The organism is Pseudomonas rustica (assembly GCF_018336155.1).
GTDB lineage: Bacteria > Pseudomonadota > Gammaproteobacteria > Pseudomonadales > Pseudomonadaceae > Aquipseudomonas > Aquipseudomonas rustica.
Window position 1 is genome coordinate 36,988 of sequence record NZ_JAGYHF010000008.1, and the last position, 17,477, is coordinate 54,464.

Below are 17,477 nucleotides of genomic sequence, written 5' to 3' on the forward strand. Positions count from 1 at the left end.
TAGAAACCATCAGGCATAAAAAATGGGCATCCGATTCAATCGGTATGCCCATTTTTCCGCAACCGTTCTCCCCATTATTCAGGGAGTTCGTTGCAATTATGGATTGACGCTGTCTTTCAACGATTTGCCTGGCTTGAACGCAACGGTGTTGCTGGCCTTGATTTTCACCGGCTCGCCGGTTTGCGGATTTTTGCCGGTACGGGCGCCGCGGTGGCGTTGCAGGAAGGTGCCGAAGCCCACCAGCGTGACGCTGTCCTTGCGGTGCAGAGCGCCGGTGATTTCTTCGAGAACGGCGTTGAGAACGCGGTTGGCCTGTTCTTTGGTCAGATCTGCTTTTTCAGCGATTGCAGCGGCGAGTTCTGGTTTACGCATTAGTGAAGCCCCTTTGACGGTTTTTTGTTGTTATGTCCGTGCTGTCCTCGTTGGAACAGCGCCCAAGGCGCCGCAGGTGCTCTACTCTGCGGCAGACGGGAGTGAGGATGGCACGCGGTTAAAGCCTGCGCCAGTCTCACCCGGATCTTTGTGGGGGCAAAAGCGGGGTGATTCCGACAGAACGACCGGTATTTACGCCAGCAAGGCTGGAAGCTGTTTGTTCAGGGCGAGTTTTTCCATCACCGCCGCGCCCGTCAGCGCATAACCGAGCAACTGGCCGTCTGCGTTATGGCACAGCGCTTTGACGTCGGCGCCCTGCCCTTCGACCGTCCAGACGCCTTCGCTACCGCGTGGCGGCGGCGAAACAACCAACGGGCACACCGGGGTTTTCACGGTGATGGGCATAGGGCCGTAGGTTACCGCTGTAGGGTTTCCCGCCAGGGTTTGTGCCAGCGCACGCGCACAGCTCATGAGGGGCATTACGTACAACAGATTCAGCCCATCGACCTCGGCGCAATCGCCCAAGGCGTAGATATTGGCGTGGGACGTCTTCAAATGGCGATCAACCACGACACCGCGATTGACCTGCACGCCGGCAGCTGCCGCCAGATCGATGCGCGGGCGCAGACCGATGGCCGAGACCACCACATCGCAGGCGATGACCTGACCGTCGGAGAGGTGCGCCTCCAGACCCTCAGCGACTTTCTGCAAACGGGTGAGTACCGGGCCGAGGTGGAATTTGGCGCCGAGACTTTCCAGTCCAGCCTGCACGGCGGCGGCGGCGGCCGGGTGCAGCAAGGTCGGCATGACCTGCTCGCACGGCGCAACCAGTTGCACTTCATAGCCGCCAAGGATCAGGTCGTTGGCGAATTCGCAGCCAATCAGACCGGCGCCGAGCAGCAGCACGCGGCGCTTGCCGGCGGCCGCGGCACGGAATCGCGCGTAGTCTTCGAGATCATTGATCGGGAACACCAGTTCGGCGCCATCGCCTTCGACCGGCACGCGCACGGTTTCCGCGCCCCAAGCGAGGATCAGATCGCGATAGCTGACAGCTTCTTCGCCGATCCACAGACGCTTGTGGCCAGCATCGATACCGCTGATGCGCGTGTGGGTGCGCACTTCGGCTTTCAATTGCTCGGCCATGACGCCCGGCTCGGCCATGCTCAGGCCATCGGCGTCTTTGTTTTTGCCGAAACCGGTGGAGAGCATCGGTTTGGAGTAAGAGCGGCCGTCATCGGCGGTAATCAACAGCAGCGGAGTTTCGCTGTCGAGCTTGCGAAATTCCCGGGCGAGGTTATAGCCCGCCAGGCCGGTGCCGATGATGACGACAGGTGCGCTCATGCCTTACTCCTTTGGATTTACTTAGTTGATTTCGATCATTTCGAAGTCCATTTTGCCGACGCCGCAGTCCGGGCACAGCCAGTCTTCCGGCACGTCCTGCCACAGAGTGCCCGGCGCGATGCCGTCATCCGGCCAGCCGTCGGCTTCGTTGTAGATCAGGCCGCAGACCACACATTGCCACTTTTTCATTCAGGTACTTCCTCAGGGGTTCAGGCTTTTGCCGGCGCGGACGGTCGATGGGTGTTGCGCTGCCGTCCGGCTCAGCGCGTTTTGTACTGATGGAGCCGCGCAGATGCAAGCCTGTTCGGCGCAACGGCGACCCGGATCGCTCAATATCGCAGCTCGCCATGGTAAGCTCGCCGCCTCATTTGCGGCCAATAATGACTCATTGTGCAACAGACAAATTCCTCCCCGGCCCCGCTCTGGCTGACTCAAAGCCGACTGACGCCCCTCCCCGATTCGTTGACCCTCGACTGGCTGTTCGACGAAGGCTCCCTGACCCGCCGACTCACCCGTTTGTCTAACGACGGCTTTAGCGTGACGCCCCTGTTCGAAGGCTGGGACACCCTGCGTGCCGACGAATGCGCGGCGCTGGATCTGGCCGCAGGCAGTGAAGGCTGGGTGCGCGAGGTGTATTTGCGCGGCCATGGCGAGGCTTGGGTGTTCGCCCGCAGCGTCGCTTCGCGCGCCGCGTTGCAGGGCGACGGTTTGCACATGGACGAACTCGGCAGCCGCTCGCTGGGCGAATTGCTGTTTTGCGATCAGGCGTTCCAGCGCCGCGCACTCGAAGTCTGCCACTACCCTGAAGAATGGCTGCCGCCCGCCGCCAAGGCGCCCGCACTGTGGGGCCGTCGTTCGCGTTTCGACCGTGGCGCGCTGAGCGTGCTGGTCGCGGAAATCTTCCTGCCGAGCCTGTGGCGCACCGCCCGCGCCCATCCGGAGAACTGCTGATGTATCAGAGCCTGCTCAAGTCCCTGAACCGTTTGAACCCGCGCGCCTGGGATTTCATTCAGCTAACCCGGATGGACAAGCCGATCGGCATTTACCTGCTGCTGTGGCCGACGCTGTGGGCGCTGTGGATTGCCGGCAAAGGCTCGCCATCGCTGGCCAACGTGGTGATTTTTGTCCTCGGCGTAATCCTCACCCGCGCCGGCGGCTGCGTGATCAACGACTGGGCCGATCGCAAGGTCGACGGCCACGTCAAACGCACCGCGCAACGGCCACTGGCGGCCGGCAGGATCAGTTCGAAAGAAGCGCTGGTGTTTTTTGCGCTGTTGATGGGCGTGAGTTTTCTGCTGGTGCTGTGCACCAACGCGCCGACCATCTGGTTGTCGCTGGGCGGTCTGGCGCTGGCGTTCACTTACCCGTTCATGAAGCGCTACACCTATTACCCACAGGTGGTGCTGGGCGCGGCGTTCTCGTGGGGCATGCCGATGGCGTTCACTGCGGAGACGGGAGAGCTGCCGGCGGCGGCGTGGCTGCTGTGGATCGCCAATCTGCTGTGGACGGTGGGTTACGACACCTATTACGCGATGACCGACCGCGACGACGATTTAAAGATCGGCGTGAAGTCGACGGCGATTCTGTTTGGCGAAGCGGATCGGGTGATCATCCTGAGTTTGCAGGCGTTGTCGTTGGGCTGCCTGTTGCTGGCGGGGGCGAAGTTTGAGTTGGGGACGTGGTTTCACCTTGGTTTGCTGGTCGCTGCCGGTTGCTACGCGTGGGAGTTCTGGTACACGCGGGATCGCGACCGGATGCGCTGCTTCAGGGCGTTTTTGCACAACCATTGGGCCGGGTTGGCGATATTCGTCGGGATCGTGCTGGATTACGCATTGCGCTAAACATCCACACCTGTGGGAGCGGGCTTGCTCGCGAAGGCGGAGTGTCAGTTAACGATGAGGGTGACTGACACGACGCTTTCGCGAGCAAGCCCGCTCCCACAGGGGGATTTGCGGTTATTTGGCTTTGGCGACTTTCCAGGCGCCGTCCATTTTGCCGTCACCGGTCATGTCTCCGGCCTTTTTGTCCATCACGAAGGTGTACAGCGGCATGCCTTGGTAGGCCCACTGCATCTTGCCATCGTCACGCTTGATGACAGTCCAGTCCCCCATCGACTTGTCACCCGCCGTCGCCATCAACGGCGGCCAGTTCGTCGCGCACTTGTCATTGCACATCGACTTGCCCGCAGAGTCCTTGGCGAAGGTGTACAGGGTCATGCCCTTGTGATCGGTGTACATGCCGTCCTTTTCCATCGCCGGGTCGGCGGCGAATGCCATCGATGGCAATGCCAGGGCAGCGGCAAGCATCAGCGCTTTGAAAGAAACAGTCATTTGAGTCATGGAAACCTTCTTTTGTGGTTGTCAGGATTCGGACTTAAAGCTTAGTTCAGGATCGCGCTAATCGCCGGGCGACTAAAATACTGTCACACGACTGCAATAATTCCGTTATCTAATGCGGCGCAAGACAGTTAAATGACAAGAGGATTAAGGCATGGTTGGCAGGAGCATTCTGATCGTCGACGACGAAGCGCCCATTCGCGAAATGATCGCCGTTGCGTTGGAAATGGCCGGCTATGACTGCCTCGAGGCAGAGAACTCGCAGCAGGCGCACGCCATCATTGTCGACCGCAAGCCGGATCTGATCCTGCTCGACTGGATGCTGCCAGGCACGTCCGGCATCGAGCTGGCCCGCCGCCTCAAGCGTGACGAGCTGACCGGGGATATCCCGATCATCATGCTCACCGCCAAGGGCGAAGAGGACAACAAGATCCAGGGTCTGGAAGTCGGTGCCGACGACTACATCACCAAACCGTTTTCCCCGCGTGAACTGGTCGCCCGCCTCAAAGCCGTGTTGCGCCGCGCCGGCCCGACCGATGGCGAAGCGCCGATTGAAGTCGGTGGCTTGCTGCTCGACCCGATCAGCCACCGCGTGACCATCGACGGCAAACCGGCCGAGATGGGCCCGACCGAATACCGTCTGCTGCAATTCTTCATGACCCACCAGGAACGCGCCTACACCCGTGGCCAGTTGCTGGATCAGGTCTGGGGCGGCAACGTCTATGTTGAAGAGCGCACCGTTGACGTGCACATCCGCCGCCTGCGCAAGGCCCTCGGCGACGCCTACGAAAATCTGGTACAAACCGTGCGCGGCACTGGCTACCGGTTTTCCACCAAGGCATAAAACAGCAGCTGCAAGCGTCTAGCTACAAGCGGCAAGTTGAAGCCGATCCGCTTTAGCTTGAAGCTTGTGGCTTGAAACTCGAAGCTGCGTTAAGGACGCTCCGTGAATCAAAACTGGCATGGCACCCTGATTCGCCACATGCTGTTGCTGGTCACCGCCTGCCTGGTGATCGGCCTGATCACCGGCTATTACGGCTGGAGCCTTGCTGCAGGTCTGGGTATTTATCTGGCCTGGACGCTCAAGCAGTTGCTGCGGCTGCATGAATGGCTGCGCCTGCACCAACCCGATGAAGCACCGCCCGATGGCTATGGCCTGTGGGGTGAGGTGTTCGACAGCATCTATCACCTGCAACGCCGCGACCAACGCGTACGCGGGCGTCTGCAAGCGGTGATCGACCGGGTTCAGGAATCCACCGCCGCGCTGAAAGACGCGGTGATCATGCTCGACAGCGACGGTAATCTGGAATGGTGGAACCGCGCGGCGGAAACCCTGCTGGGTCTGAAGACCCCGCAGGACAGCGGCCAACCGGTGACCAACCTGGTGCGCCATCCGCGCTTCAAGGAGTACTTCGAGCAAGACAGCTACGCCGAGCCGCTGGAAATCCCTTCGCCGACCAATGATCGCCTGCGCATTCAGCTGTACATCACCCGCTACGGCAACAATGAACACTTGATGCTGGTGCGCGACGTCACGCGCATCCATCAGCTGGAACAGATGCGCAAAGACTTCATCGCCAACGTTTCCCACGAACTGCGCACACCGCTGACGGTGATCTGCGGCTATCTGGAAACCCTGCTCGACAACGTCGAAGAGGTGAACCCGCGCTGGAGCCGAGCCCTGCAGCAAATGCAGCAACAAGGCGGGCGCATGCAGACGCTGCTCAACGACCTGTTGCTGCTGGCGAAACTGGAAGCCACCGATTACCCGTCGGACAACCAGCCAGTGCAGATCGACACGTTGCTGCAATCGATCAAAAGCGATGCGCAGCAATTGTCCGGCGCGAAAAACCAGCACATCACCCTCGAAGCCGATGCGAGCATTTTGCTCAAGGGCAGCGAGGCGGAGTTGCGCAGCGCGTTTTCCAATCTGGTGTTCAACGCGGTGAAGTACACCCCGGCCGAGGGCAATATCCGCATTCGCTGGTCGGGCGACGATCAAGGCGCGCACCTGAGCGTGCAGGATTCCGGGATCGGCATCGACAGCAAACACCTGCCGCGCCTGACCGAACGTTTCTACCGCGTCGACTCCAGCCGCAACTCCAACACCGGCGGCACCGGGCTGGGCCTGGCCATCGTCAAACACGTGTTGCTGCGCCACCGTGCACGGATGGAGATCAGCAGCGTGCCCGGCCACGGCAGCACGTTCACCTGCCATTTCGCCCCGGCTCAGGTGGCACATGCACGGGCGATCAGCGCCAGCGAATGATGCCGCCCGGCACGCGCCACTAGGCAATCGCCCGGTCAGCCGCTACATTGGCTGACTTGTGCCTGCCTTTCAGGCGCGGCTTTTACCTTTTTTTGAATCATACGGAACCCGCAAAACTCCATCATGGACCCTTCCCCTGGCTTGTCCCTCGCAACAATATTTGCCGATTTCGGCATGATCCTTTTTGCTCTGATCCTGGTTTTGCTCAACGGCTTTTTCGTTGCGGCGGAATTCGCCATGGTCAAACTGCGCTCGACCCGCGTCGAGGCCATCGCTGAACAGAACGGCTGGCGCGGGCATATCCTGCGCACCGTACACAGTCAGCTCGATGCGTACCTCTCGGCGTGTCAGCTCGGTATCACCCTCGCCTCCCTGGGCCTGGGCTGGGTCGGTGAGCCGGCGTTCGCGCACATTCTTGAGCCGCTGCTGAGCGCGGTCGGTGTGCAATCGGCCGAGGTCGTCAAAGGCGTCTCGTTCTTCACCGCGTTCTTCATCATTTCGTACCTGCACATCGTCGTCGGCGAGCTGGCCCCCAAGTCGTGGGCGATCCGCAAACCGGAGCTGCTGTCGCTGTGGACGGCGGTGCCGCTGTACCTGTTCTACTGGGCGATGTACCCGGCCATTTACCTGCTCAACGCCAGCGCCAACGCGATTCTGCGCATCGCCGGCCAGGGCGAACCCGGCCCGCACCACGAACACCATTACAGCCGCGAAGAACTGAAACTGATTCTGCACTCCAGCCGTGGCCAGAACCCCAGCGACCAAGGCATGCGTGTGCTGGCATCGGCGGTGGAAATGGGCGAGCTGGAAGTGGTCGACTGGGCCAACTCCCGCGAAGACCTGATCTCGCTGGAATTCAACGCGCCGCTGAAGGAAATTCTGGCGATGTTCCGTCGCCACAAGTTCAGCCGTTATCCGGTGTACGACAGCGAGCGTCAGGAGTTCGTCGGCCTGCTGCACATCAAGGATCTGCTGCTGGAACTGGCGGCGCTGGATCACATTCCCGAGTCGTTCAACCTGGCTGAACTGACCCGTCCGCTGGAGCGCGTGTCGCGCCATATGCCGCTGTCGCAGTTGCTGGAGCAGTTCCGCAAGGGCGGCTCGCACTTCGCCGTGGTCGAGGAGGCTGACGGCAACATCATCGGCTACCTGACCATGGAAGACGTGCTGGAAGTGCTGGTCGGCGACATTCAGGACGAACACCGCAAGGCTGAACGCGGCATCCTCGCCTATCAGCCGGGCAAGCTGCTGGTGCGTGGCGACACGCCGTTGTTCAAGGTGGAGCGTCTGCTGGGCATCGACCTCGATCACATCGAAGCGGAGACCCTCGCCGGCCTGGTCTATGAAACCCTCAACCGCGTGCCGGAAGAGGAAGAAGTGCTTGAAGTCGAAGGCCTGCGGATCATCATTAAAAAGATGAAAGGCCCGAAGATTGTGCTGGCGAAGGTGTTGATGCTGGATTGATCAGGATGGCGCGCGGCTTTTGTGGCGAGGGGATTTATCCCCGATGGAGGGCGCAGCCCTCCCCAAGCCAGCAAATGCGGTTTGTCAGGTTTGGCGAGGTTGTAGGATTTGGGGCTGCTTCGCAGCCCATCGGGGATAAATCCCCTCGCCACAGTTGATTTCCTCTGCCTTCACTGTTTGCCCAACGCAAAGTTGGGCAACGCGCCCAGTGGCTGGTTGAACTGATACGGAATCGATACCAGCCCCTGCCCCGTATTGCGCTGCACCACAAAGTGCAAATGCGGGCCGCTGCTGTTACCGGTGTTGCCGGACAGCGCCAACGGACTGCCGACCGTCACCTGCTGCCCTTCCCTGACGCTCACCGAACCTTGCTTCAAATGCAGGTACACACCCATCGTCCCGTCATTGTGCAACACGCGCACGAAGTTGCCGGACGGGTCGGTGCCGCGACCGCTCTGTGAGTTTTCGACCTTCACCACAACCCCCGCGCGCGCCGCGATGATTGGCGTACCCACCGGCATGGCGATGTCCATCGCGTAACGATTCTTCGGCCCGAAGTGGCTGTACTGCCCCTCAGCGCCCTGACTCAAGCGAAACGGCCCGCCGCGCCACGGTAGCGGATAGCGATAGCTCTGCGCGACGCCAACGGGGTTGCCGAGGGAATATTGAAACTGCGGTGAGTATTGCAGCGGTTGGCCAGCGGCTATCGGCGTCAACATTGCCATCCGGGTTTTGCTGCGCGCCGGCAGCACCCGACGGATGGCTTTTGCCGGCGCACCGCGCACGTTGCTCAGGCTGATAAACGCCAGCGCGATCTCGACCGGCGCGTACAGATCGTTGCGCACGAACACCACGTCACCGCCCTTCTGCTTCTTGATGTCGAGGTACACCTGACGCTCCAGGTGCTCGACCATGCGATCCTGAAATACGAACTCCTTCGCGCCTTTGCTCGGGCGGTCGCTGTACGAGACCACACCGTTGGCATCGGTGGATTTGTAGACAGTAACGGCCACAGCCGAGGTAGAGGCCAGGAGGAGACCACAGAGAAACAGCAGGCGCGCGAACATGGGCAAGAGTCTGTCGAAGGAAGGCCTGAAAAGAGCCTAGCAGGTGAAACAGACCGGGGGAGTCGACAGATGTTTCAATTTGGCTGTTTCGGGGGATGAGTGGTGCGTTCAGCGGCCTCTTCGCGAGCAAGCTTTGCTCCTACTGAGCATCGCATTTGTAGGAGCAAAGCTTGCTCGCGAAGGCGGTTTCAGGCGCTGAAGATTACGCGCCGGGGATGAAGTGCTTCTGCGCCGTGCCACGCGCGATCAGGCGGGAGATGTAGTCGAGCTTCTGTGCGTCCTGATCGACGAAGCGGAAGGTCAGTTGCAGCCATTCGCTGTCGGGCTTCTGCTCATGCGCGACCACCGCGTGCAGGTAGCCATTGAGGCGGGCGATCTCGGCATTGTCGCCCTGCTCCAGATCGAGCACCGCGCTGTCGAGGATCTGCGGCAGGTTCTCGCTGCGCTTCACCACCAGCAGCGCTTCCTTGAGGCTCAACGCTTTGATCACGCATTGCTGCGTGCCGCTCGGCAGCCGCAACTGGCCATGCCCACGACCACCGCTTGGCGCTGCCGAAGCGGCAGGTGCTTTGACGGGCGGGCTGTTGAGCAAACCGCGAGCCGGTGCAGCTGCCGGGGCAGGTGCTGCAACCACGGGCGCTTTACCGCCGGTCAATGCGCTCAGGGAATCGTTGCCGAATGCCGAGTTCATCTTGGTCGGGGCGCTGTTCATCAGGGCGTCGAGCTTGCCGATCTTGTTCAGGGCCTGTTTGACCTTGGTCAGCAGTTGCTCATTGGTGAACGGTTTGCTGACGTAGCCGGAAACGCCGGCCTGAATCGCCTGCACCACGTTCTCTTTATCGCCACGGCTGGTGACCATGATGAAGGGCATGGTTTTCAGGTTGTCTTGCTCGCGACACCAGGTCAGCAGTTCGAGGCCGGACATTTCCGGCATTTCCCAGTCGCACAGCACCAGGTCGAACGCTTCCTTGGTCAGCATGGCCTGAGCCTTTTTGCCGTTGATGGCGTCCTCGGTGCGGATCCCCGGGAAGTAATTGCGCAGGCACTTTTTCACCAGGTCACGAATGAACGACGCGTCGTCCACGACCAACACACTGATCTTGCTCATCCAACACCCCTATTAAAATCCCGGCAAGCATAACGCTGGCTGATGGCACATTGCCAAAACTCTTCAGTCACGCCGGGACTTTTCGTTCGCGGGTGCTGCTTTTTTATCGAAAGCTGTAAACGAAAACGCCCGGCCAAAGGGCCGGGCGCTTTACTCAGGCAATCTTACTTATCGTCAGCAACGTCCGGAACATTAGCGGTTTCGCCGCTTGTGCCTTGAACTTCTTCCTTCATGCGCTTGAGGCCCATGTGACGCACGTCGGTGCCGCGCACCAGGTAAATCACCAGCTCGGAGATGTTGCGCGCGTGGTCGCCGATGCGCTCCAGCGAACGCAGCACCCAGATGATGCTCAACACGCGCGAGATAGAGCGCGGATCTTCCATCATGTAAGTCGCCAGCTCACGCAGGGCGGTTTTGTATTCGCGGTCGATGATCTTGTCGTACTGCGCCACCGACAACGCCAGATCGGCGTCGAAACGGGCGAACGCGTCCAGCGCATCGCGCACCATGTTGCGCACCTGGTCGCCGATGTGGCGAACCTCGACGTAACCGCGTGGCGCCTCACCTTCTTCGCACAACTGAATCGCGCGGCGAGCGATCTTGGTCGCTTCGTCGCCGATTCGCTCGAGGTCGATCACCGACTTGGAGATGCTGATGATCAGACGCAAATCGGACGCCGCCGGCTGACGACGGGCAAGAATGCGCAGGCATTCTTCGTCGATGTTGCGTTCCATCTGGTTGATCTGGTCATCGATCTCGCGCACCTGCTGAGCCAGACCGGAGTCGGCCTCGATCAGCGCGGTCACCGCGTCGTTGACCTGCTTCTCGACCAGCCCGCCCATGGCCAGGAGGTGGCTGCGCACTTCCTCAAGCTCAGCGTTGAACTGCGCAGAGATGTGATGAGTGAGGCCTTCTTTGGAAATCATGCATTCGCTCCGAAAAAGCGTTTAACCAAGAGCTGCAAGCTACAAGCTGCAAGCTGTTATGTGGTGATCCATGCCGCTTCGCTTCTAACTTGCCGCTTGAAGCTTGCCGCTCGCAGCTGCTTCAATCAGCCGTATCGACCGGTGATGTAGTCTTCGGTCTGCTTCTTCGCCGGATTGGTGAACAGGGTGTCGGTGTCGCCGAACTCCACCAGTTTGCCCATGTACATGAACGCCGTGTAATCCGAAACCCGCGCGGCCTGTTGCATGTTGTGCGTGACGATGACGATGGTGAACTTGGATTTCAGCTCGTAGATCAGCTCTTCAACCTTGAGGGTCGAGATCGGGTCGAGGGCCGAGCACGGTTCGTCGAGCAGCAGCACTTCCGGCTCAACCGCGATGGTACGGGCGATCACCAGACGTTGTTGCTGACCACCGGAAAGGCCAAGTGCCGACTCGTGCAGACGGTCTTTGACCTCGTCCCACAGTGCCGCGCCTTTCAACGCCCACTCGACCGCTTCGTCGAGGATGCGCTTCTTGTTGATGCCTTGAATGCGCAGGCCGTAGACCACGTTTTCGTAGATGGTTTTCGGGAACGGATTCGGCTTCTGAAACACCATGCCGACGCGACGACGCAGTTCAGCGACGTCTTCGCCTTTGCGATAGATGTTGTTGCCGTACAGGTTGATCGCGCCTTCTACGCGGCAGCCGTCAACCAGATCGTTCATGCGGTTGAAGGTGCGCAGCAGCGTCGATTTACCGCAGCCGGACGGGCCGATGAAGGCAGTCACGCGCTGCTTCGGAATGTTCATGCTGACGTCGAACAGCGCTTGTTTGTCGCCGTAGTACAGGCTCAGGCCCGGTACTTCGATGGCCACAGTTTCCTGTTCGAGGTTGAGGCTCTGCTTGTCGCGGCCCAGGGCGGACATGTTGATGCCGTGGGTATGTGCTTCGTGCTGCATGGGAGGCTCCCTGTGCTAACAAATTTGGTTCGGTTGGCCGCTGACCTCACAACATGGGTCAGCGGTGATACCGCTCTCTGTAGGAGCACAGCTTGCTGGCGAAGGCGATTTTGATGACGCCATCGCGGGCAAGCCTTGCTCCTACAGAGAGAGGCGTTAATCAGCTATCCAGTGCTTTGTATTTTTCGCGCAGGTGGTTGCGGATATACACCGCCGACAGGTTCAACGTGGCGATCACCAGCACCAGCAACAGCGCCGTGGCGTACACCAGCGGGCGCGCCGCTTCGACGTTCGGGCTCTGGAAGCCGACGTCATAAATGTGGAAGCCCAAGTGCATGATCTTCTGATCGAGGTGCAGGTACGGGTAGTTGCCGTCCACCGGCAGCGACGGCGCCAGTTTCACCACACCCACCAGCATCAGCGGCGCCACTTCACCGGCGGCGCGGGCCACGGCGAGGATCATGCCGGTCATCATCGCCGGGCTGGCCATCGGGATCACGATCTTCCACAAGGTTTCAGCCTTGGTCGCGCCCAGCGCCAGCGAACCTTCACGCACGGTACGCGGAATACGCGCCAGACCTTCTTCAGTCGCGACGATCACCACCGGCACCGCCAGCAGCGCCAGGGTCAACGAGGCCCAGAGCAAACCCGGTGTACCAAAGGTCGGTGCCGGCAGTGCTTCAGGGAAGAACAAACGGTCGACCGAACCCCCGAGTACGTAAACGAAGAAGCCCAGACCGAACACGCCGTAAACGATCGCTGGCACGCCGGCGAGGTTGTTCACCGCGATACGGATGATCCGCGTCAGGGTGTTCTGTTTGGCGTATTCACGCAGGTACACCGCTGCCAGCACGCCGAACGGGGTGACGATCATCGCCATGATCAACGTCATCATCACGGTGCCGAAGATCGCCGGGAAAATCCCGCCTTCGGTGTTCGCTTCACGCGGGTCATCCGAAAGGAATTCCCAGATCTTGCTGAAGTAGAAACCGACCTTGGTGAACGTGCTCATCGCGTTCGGCTGGTAGGCGTGAACCACTTTGCCCAGACCGATTTCAATCTCTTTGCCGTTGGCATCACGAGCGGTCAGCGCATCACGGTTGAACTGCGCATGCAGATCGGCCAGACGCGCTTCGATATCCTGATAACGCGCGTTCAGCTCGGCGCGCTCGGATTCCATGTCCGCTTGTGCGGTGGCGTCGAGCTTGCCTTCCAGTTCCAGTTTGCGACCATGCAGACGGATGCGTTCCAGCCCTGCGTTGATCGCACCGATGTCGGTTTTTTCCAGCGATTTCAGTTGTGCCGCCAGGCCGTTCACACGGTTGATCCGCGCTTGCAGCTCAGGCCAGGCAGCTTCGCCCTCGGCGATAACCTTGCCATCCTGTTTGACGTTGACCAGGTAGCCGTAGAAGTTACCCCACTCGCGACGTTCGATCGCCATCAACTCCGGCGGCGTGGTCTGGTTGGTCAGCCAGTCGCCGACGATCCAGGTGAAGTCGTTGCCGTTCAAGTCACGGTTGCCGACCTTGATCAGCTCGCGGGTCATGAATTCCGGGCCAACGTCCGGCACCGGCAAACCGGCGCTCTTCAGGCGGGCACGCGGCACTTCTTCTTTCTGTACCACTTCGCCAACGACCAGATGCTGGGCCTGGCCCGGCACGTCGTAGCTGGCATGCACCAGATCCGCCGGCCAGAAATGACCCAGACCGCGCACGGCAATCACTGCCAACAGGCCAATAGTCATGATGACCGCGATGGACACCGCGCCACCGCTGATCCAGACGCCGGGGGCGCCGCTCTTGAACCATCCTTTCAGGGAGTTCTGTTTCACAGACTTCTACCTTTGCTTAAAGCGACGAGTATTTCTTGCGCAGACGCTGACGAATCAGTTCTGCCAGGGTGTTCATGACGAAGGTGAACAACAACAGCACCAGCGCCGAGAGGAACAGCACGCGGTAGTGGCTGCCGCCGACTTCCGACTCGGGCATTTCCACCGCGACGTTGGCAGCCAAGGTACGCAGGCCTTCGAACAGGTTCATTTCCATGACCGGGGTGTTACCGGTGGCCATCAGCACGATCATGGTTTCGCCGACCGCACGGCCCATGCCGATCATCAGCGCCGAGAAGATCCCCGGGCTGGCAGTCAGGATCACCACGCGAGTCATGGTCTGCCACGGTGTGGCACCGAGGGCCAACGAGCCAAGGGTAAGACCGCGCGGCACGCTGAACACGGCGTCTTCAGCAATCGAGTAGATGTTCGGGATGACCGCAAAACCCATGGCCAGACCGACCACCAAAGCGTTGCGTTGGTCGTAGGTGATGCCGAGGTCGTGGGAGATCCACATGCGCATGTCGCCGCCGAAGAACCAGTTCTCCATGAACGGACTCATGTACAGCGACAGCCAACCCACGAACAGAATCACTGGAATCAGCAGCGCACTTTCCCAGCCATCCGGGACTCGCAGACGAATCGACTCAGGCAGACGGCTGAAGGTGAAACCGGCGACCAGAATGCCGATCGGCAACAACATCAGCAGACTGAAGATGCCCGGCAAATGACCTTCTACATATGGCGCCAAGAACAGGCCAGCGAAGAAACCGAGGATCACCGTCGGCATCGCTTCCATCAGTTCGATCACCGGCTTGACCTTGCGGCGCATGCCCGGAGCCATGAAGTAAGCGGTGTAGATCGCAGCAGCAACAGCCAGCGGCGCCGCCAGCAGCATCGCGTAGAACGCGGCTTTCAGGGTGCCGAAGGTCAGTGGCGAGAGGCTCAGTTTCGGTTCGAAATCGGTGTTGGCCGCGGTCGATTGCCAGACGTATTTAGGCTCGTCGTAGTTCTCGTACCAGACCTTGCTCCACAGCGCGCTCCACGACACTTCCGGGTGCGGGTTGTCGAGCAGCAGCGGTTGCAGCTTGCCGCCGGCTTCGACGATTACACGGTTGGCGCGTGGCGACAGACCGAACAGGCCCTGACCTTCTACCACTTGATCGACCAACAGCGTGCGGTGCGCGGTGCTGTGGAACACGCCGAGCTTGCCGCTGGCATCCAGCGCGAGGAAGCCTTTGCGACGCTCTTCGGCGGTGATTTCAACGATCGGCGTGGTGCCCATCTGGAAGGTGCGAATCTGCTTCAGACGCTGTTCGCCATCCGGGTCACGCGCCATGAACCACTGTGCCAGACCGCCCTTGGAGTCGCCAATGATCAGCGAGATACCACCGACCAACTGAGTGGAAGCGGTGACTTCAGCGTCGCCGTCTTCGAGCAGTTTGTAGCGACCGTTGAGGCTCTTGTCGCGCAGGCTGAACACGTCGGCCTGAGCACGCCCGTTGACCACGTACAGCCATTGCTGGCGTGGGTCGACGAAGATGTTTTTCACCGACTCGGTCATCTGCGGCAGATCGATACGCTTCTGCTCGTTGGTGACTTCGCCGGTCATCATGTTTTCTTCGCTGGTCAGCGACAGAACATTCAGTTGCGAACCGGTCGAGCCCACCAGCATCAGCGTGGTGTCGCTGGCGTTCAGGCTGACGTGCTCCAGCGCACCGCCGCTTTCGTTCAGCGCAATCGGCGTCTCGCCGTACGGATATTCGATGGCCGGGGTGATGGTTTTCTTGCCATCGGGGTAGCTGACTTTATAGGTGTGACGGAACACCAGCGCCTGACCGTTGGACAGGCCCACGGCCACCAACGGATGACCCGGCTGATCTTCACCCAGCGAGGTCACGGTGGTGCCGGCCGGAACCGGCAGATCGACGCGCTTCAATTCAGCGCCACTGTCGATATCAAAGAACAGCGCCTGACCCTTGTCGGACACGCGCATGGCCACCTGATTCTGCTCTTCGAGCGAAATCATCAGCGGCTTGCCCGCGTCCTGCATCCAGGCGGGGGTGATCGCATCTTTCGCGGTCAGGTCGGCACCCTTGAACAGCGGCGCAACCACGTAGGCGAGAAAGAAGAAGATCAGGGTGATGGCTGCCAGCACCGCCAGGCCGCCAACGAGGACGTACCAACGGGTGAAGCGATCCTTGAGCGCGCGAATGCGGCGCTTGCGTTGCAGCTCAGGCGTATTGAAATCAATGCGCTTGGGAGGGGAAGTCGTAGTCATTGGGGAATTGGCCAGATCATTCATGCGCACACCCTAGCGATCCTGTATGACAGAAAGATGACAATGCAGTGACGCACCAAATCCACCGCCAGCGGGTACTGGAGGAGGATCGAAGAATTCGAAGGTTCGCGGTGTCCTGTGGGGCCCGCCTGAAACCTGCTGTAACGGAAACGTTTGAAACCTGTGTAGGAGCTGACGAGGGAACCGAGGCTGCGATCTTTTGATCTTGCAGTCAGAGGCCAGATCAAAAGATCGCAGCCTCGTTTCACTCGACAGCTCCTACAGGGGTTCCTGCAGATCCGGGGATTAGCCCGGATCTACGGGGTTACTTCTTTGCGACTTCAGCGCCGCCTTCTTGCAGACCGAGGTCAGCCAGTGCTTTTGCAGCAACTTTGGCTGGCAGCGGGATGTAGCCGTCTTTCACCACAACTTCCTGGCCCTGTTTCGACAGCACCAGTTTCACGAACTCAGCTTCCAGCGGAGCCAGAGGCTTGTTCGGGGCTTTGTTGACGTAAACGTAGAGGAAACGCGACAGCGGGTACTTGCCGTTCAGGGCGTTTTCTTCGGTGTCTTCGATGAAGTCAGTGCTGCCCTTCTTCGACAGAGCAACGGTTTTCACGCTGGCGGTTTTGTAACCGATGCCCGAGTAACCGATGCCGTTCAGCGAGGAGCTGATCGACTGCACAACCGACGCCGAACCTGGTTGTTCGTTAACGTTTGGTTTGTAGTCGCCTTTGCACAGGGCTTCTTCTTTGAAGTAGCCGTAGGTGCCGGATACCGAGTTACGACCGAACAGCTGAACTGGCTTGTTGGCCAGGTCGCCGGTCACGCCCAGGTCGCCCCAGGTTTTCACGTCGGCTTTGGCGCCGCACAGACGGGTCGACGAGAAGATCGCATCAACCTGTTCCATGGTCAGGTGCTGGATCGGGTTGTCCTTGTGCACGAACACAGCCAGGGCATCCACAGCCACCGGGATAGCGGTTGGCTTGTAGCCGTACTTCTGCTCGAAAGCAGCCAGTTCGGTGTCCTTCATCTTGCGACTCATCGGGCCCAGGTTGGAGGTGCCTTCAGTCAGCGCAGGTGGCGCAGTGGCGGAGCCAGCGGCCTGAATCTGGATGTTTACGTTCGGGTATTCTTTTTTGTAGTTCTCAGCCCAGAGGGTCATGAGGTTGGCCAGGGTATCGGAGCCGACGCTGGACAGGTTGCCCGACACACCAGTGGTCTTGGTGTAGCTCGGGATAGCAGGGTCAACAGCGGCGAACGCGTTGGCAGTCGCAACGCCAGCAGCGACAAAAGTCATTGCCGCCATCAAACGCTTCAGTTTCATGCCTTACTCCTAGCAGATAGGGTGTGTTAAGTCGGGGCCAAGTATCAGCAGGCCGTGTGAACACTCTATGGCTGAAATATGACAATTGGATGAAAGGCCAGCATGTCGCGACAGATCGTTCCCACGCTCTGCGTGGGAACGCCGCCATGGACGCTTTGCGTCCGCATTTGAGAGGTGAGGCGGAGCGTCACGGGATGCA

Annotated in this window: 16 protein-coding genes; 5 read left to right on the forward strand and 11 right to left on the reverse strand. The window is 60.0% G+C overall.

From position 1 onward, the window contains the following. Window positions 1-96: 96 nt before the first annotated feature. The 3 genes from KFS80_RS16665 to KFS80_RS16675 all read right to left on the reverse strand — a co-directional run bounded on the left by KFS80_RS16665 (window position 97) and on the right by KFS80_RS16675 (window position 1,902). Entirely contained in the window at window positions 97-372 is a 276-nt protein-coding gene (locus KFS80_RS16665; RefSeq protein ID WP_003213368.1) for an HU family DNA-binding protein, read from the reverse strand. A gap of 192 nt (window positions 373-564) precedes the next feature. Then, window positions 565-1,713 carry an NAD(P)/FAD-dependent oxidoreductase gene (locus KFS80_RS16670; RefSeq protein WP_159814451.1) on the reverse strand — a complete coding sequence of 383 codons (1,149 nt, stop codon included), beginning with the start codon at window positions 1,711-1,713 and terminating at the stop codon, window positions 565-567. Between the two features lie 21 nt (window positions 1,714-1,734). Further along, entirely contained in the window at window positions 1,735-1,902 is a 168-nt protein-coding gene (locus KFS80_RS16675) for a rubredoxin (RefSeq protein WP_007954349.1), read from the reverse strand. Between the two features lie 201 nt (window positions 1,903-2,103). Between KFS80_RS16675 and KFS80_RS16680 the strand changes: the two genes are divergently transcribed. Together KFS80_RS16680 and ubiA are read left to right on the forward strand one after the other, a co-directional pair. Further along, complete coding sequence (locus KFS80_RS16680; RefSeq protein ID WP_053125121.1) at window positions 2,104-2,664, forward strand: chorismate--pyruvate lyase family protein; 561 nt, start codon at window positions 2,104-2,106, stop codon at window positions 2,662-2,664. Then, complete coding sequence (gene ubiA, locus KFS80_RS16685; protein WP_212545370.1) at window positions 2,664-3,554, forward strand: 4-hydroxybenzoate octaprenyltransferase; 891 nt, start codon at window positions 2,664-2,666, stop codon at window positions 3,552-3,554. The genes KFS80_RS16680 and ubiA overlap by 1 nt, the downstream gene beginning before the upstream one ends. A 114-nt stretch (window positions 3,555-3,668) precedes the next feature. Here the strand turns inward: ubiA and KFS80_RS16690 are convergent, their stop codons facing one another. Beyond that, window positions 3,669-4,052 (reverse strand): COG4315 family predicted lipoprotein, encoded by a 384-nt coding sequence (locus KFS80_RS16690; protein ID WP_212545371.1) that lies wholly within the window; start codon window positions 4,050-4,052, stop codon window positions 3,669-3,671. 151 nt (window positions 4,053-4,203) lie between these two features. Between KFS80_RS16690 and phoB the strand changes: the two genes are divergently transcribed. The 3 genes from phoB to KFS80_RS16705 all read left to right on the forward strand — a co-directional run bounded on the left by phoB (window position 4,204) and on the right by KFS80_RS16705 (window position 7,782). Further along, on the forward strand, window positions 4,204-4,893 hold the full coding sequence (gene phoB / locus KFS80_RS16695; RefSeq protein ID WP_007896474.1) for a phosphate regulon transcriptional regulator PhoB: 690 nt from the start codon (window positions 4,204-4,206) through the stop codon (window positions 4,891-4,893). Between the two features lie 138 nt (window positions 4,894-5,031). After that, window positions 5,032-6,318 (forward strand): phosphate regulon sensor histidine kinase PhoR, encoded by a 1,287-nt coding sequence (gene phoR / locus KFS80_RS16700; RefSeq protein ID WP_218959328.1) that lies wholly within the window; start codon window positions 5,032-5,034, stop codon window positions 6,316-6,318. A 123-nt stretch (window positions 6,319-6,441) separates the two neighbouring features. Continuing rightward, window positions 6,442-7,782 (forward strand): hemolysin family protein, encoded by a 1,341-nt coding sequence (locus KFS80_RS16705; protein ID WP_053125129.1) that lies wholly within the window; start codon window positions 6,442-6,444, stop codon window positions 7,780-7,782. A 170-nt stretch (window positions 7,783-7,952) separates the two neighbouring features. On the opposite strand, the gene KFS80_RS16710 is transcribed toward KFS80_RS16705, so the two are convergent. The 7 genes from KFS80_RS16710 to KFS80_RS16740 all read right to left on the reverse strand — a co-directional run bounded on the left by KFS80_RS16710 (window position 7,953) and on the right by KFS80_RS16740 (window position 17,278). Further along, window positions 7,953-8,849 (reverse strand): peptidoglycan DD-metalloendopeptidase family protein, encoded by an 897-nt coding sequence (locus tag KFS80_RS16710; protein ID WP_212545373.1) that lies wholly within the window; start codon window positions 8,847-8,849, stop codon window positions 7,953-7,955. Window positions 8,850-9,051: 202 nt separating this feature from the next. After that, window positions 9,052-9,957, reverse strand: coding sequence for a response regulator (locus tag KFS80_RS16715; RefSeq protein ID WP_212545374.1), 906 nt, complete (start codon window positions 9,955-9,957; stop codon window positions 9,052-9,054). A 164-nt stretch (window positions 9,958-10,121) separates the two neighbouring features. After that, window positions 10,122-10,883: a phosphate signaling complex protein PhoU gene (gene phoU / locus KFS80_RS16720; protein ID WP_053125136.1), complete on the reverse strand. Its 762-nt coding sequence runs from the start codon at window positions 10,881-10,883 to the stop codon at window positions 10,122-10,124. Between the two features lie 125 nt (window positions 10,884-11,008). Beyond that, window positions 11,009-11,842, reverse strand: coding sequence for a phosphate ABC transporter ATP-binding protein PstB (gene pstB, locus KFS80_RS16725; protein ID WP_008078766.1), 834 nt, complete (start codon window positions 11,840-11,842; stop codon window positions 11,009-11,011). 160 nt (window positions 11,843-12,002) lie between these two features. Next, the gene (pstA, locus tag KFS80_RS16730; RefSeq protein WP_159814466.1) at window positions 12,003-13,673 is read right to left on the reverse strand and encodes a phosphate ABC transporter permease PstA; all 1,671 of its coding nucleotides are present in this window, start codon (window positions 13,671-13,673) and stop codon (window positions 12,003-12,005) included. 16 nt (window positions 13,674-13,689) lie between these two features. After that, a complete protein-coding gene (locus KFS80_RS16735; RefSeq protein ID WP_212545486.1) occupies window positions 13,690-15,723 on the reverse strand; it encodes an ABC transporter permease subunit in 2,034 nt (677 codons plus the stop codon). A gap of 553 nt (window positions 15,724-16,276) precedes the next feature. Beyond that, complete coding sequence (locus KFS80_RS16740; RefSeq protein WP_034152107.1) at window positions 16,277-17,278, reverse strand: phosphate ABC transporter substrate-binding protein PstS; 1,002 nt, start codon at window positions 17,276-17,278, stop codon at window positions 16,277-16,279. Window positions 17,279-17,477: the final 199 nt, after the last annotated feature.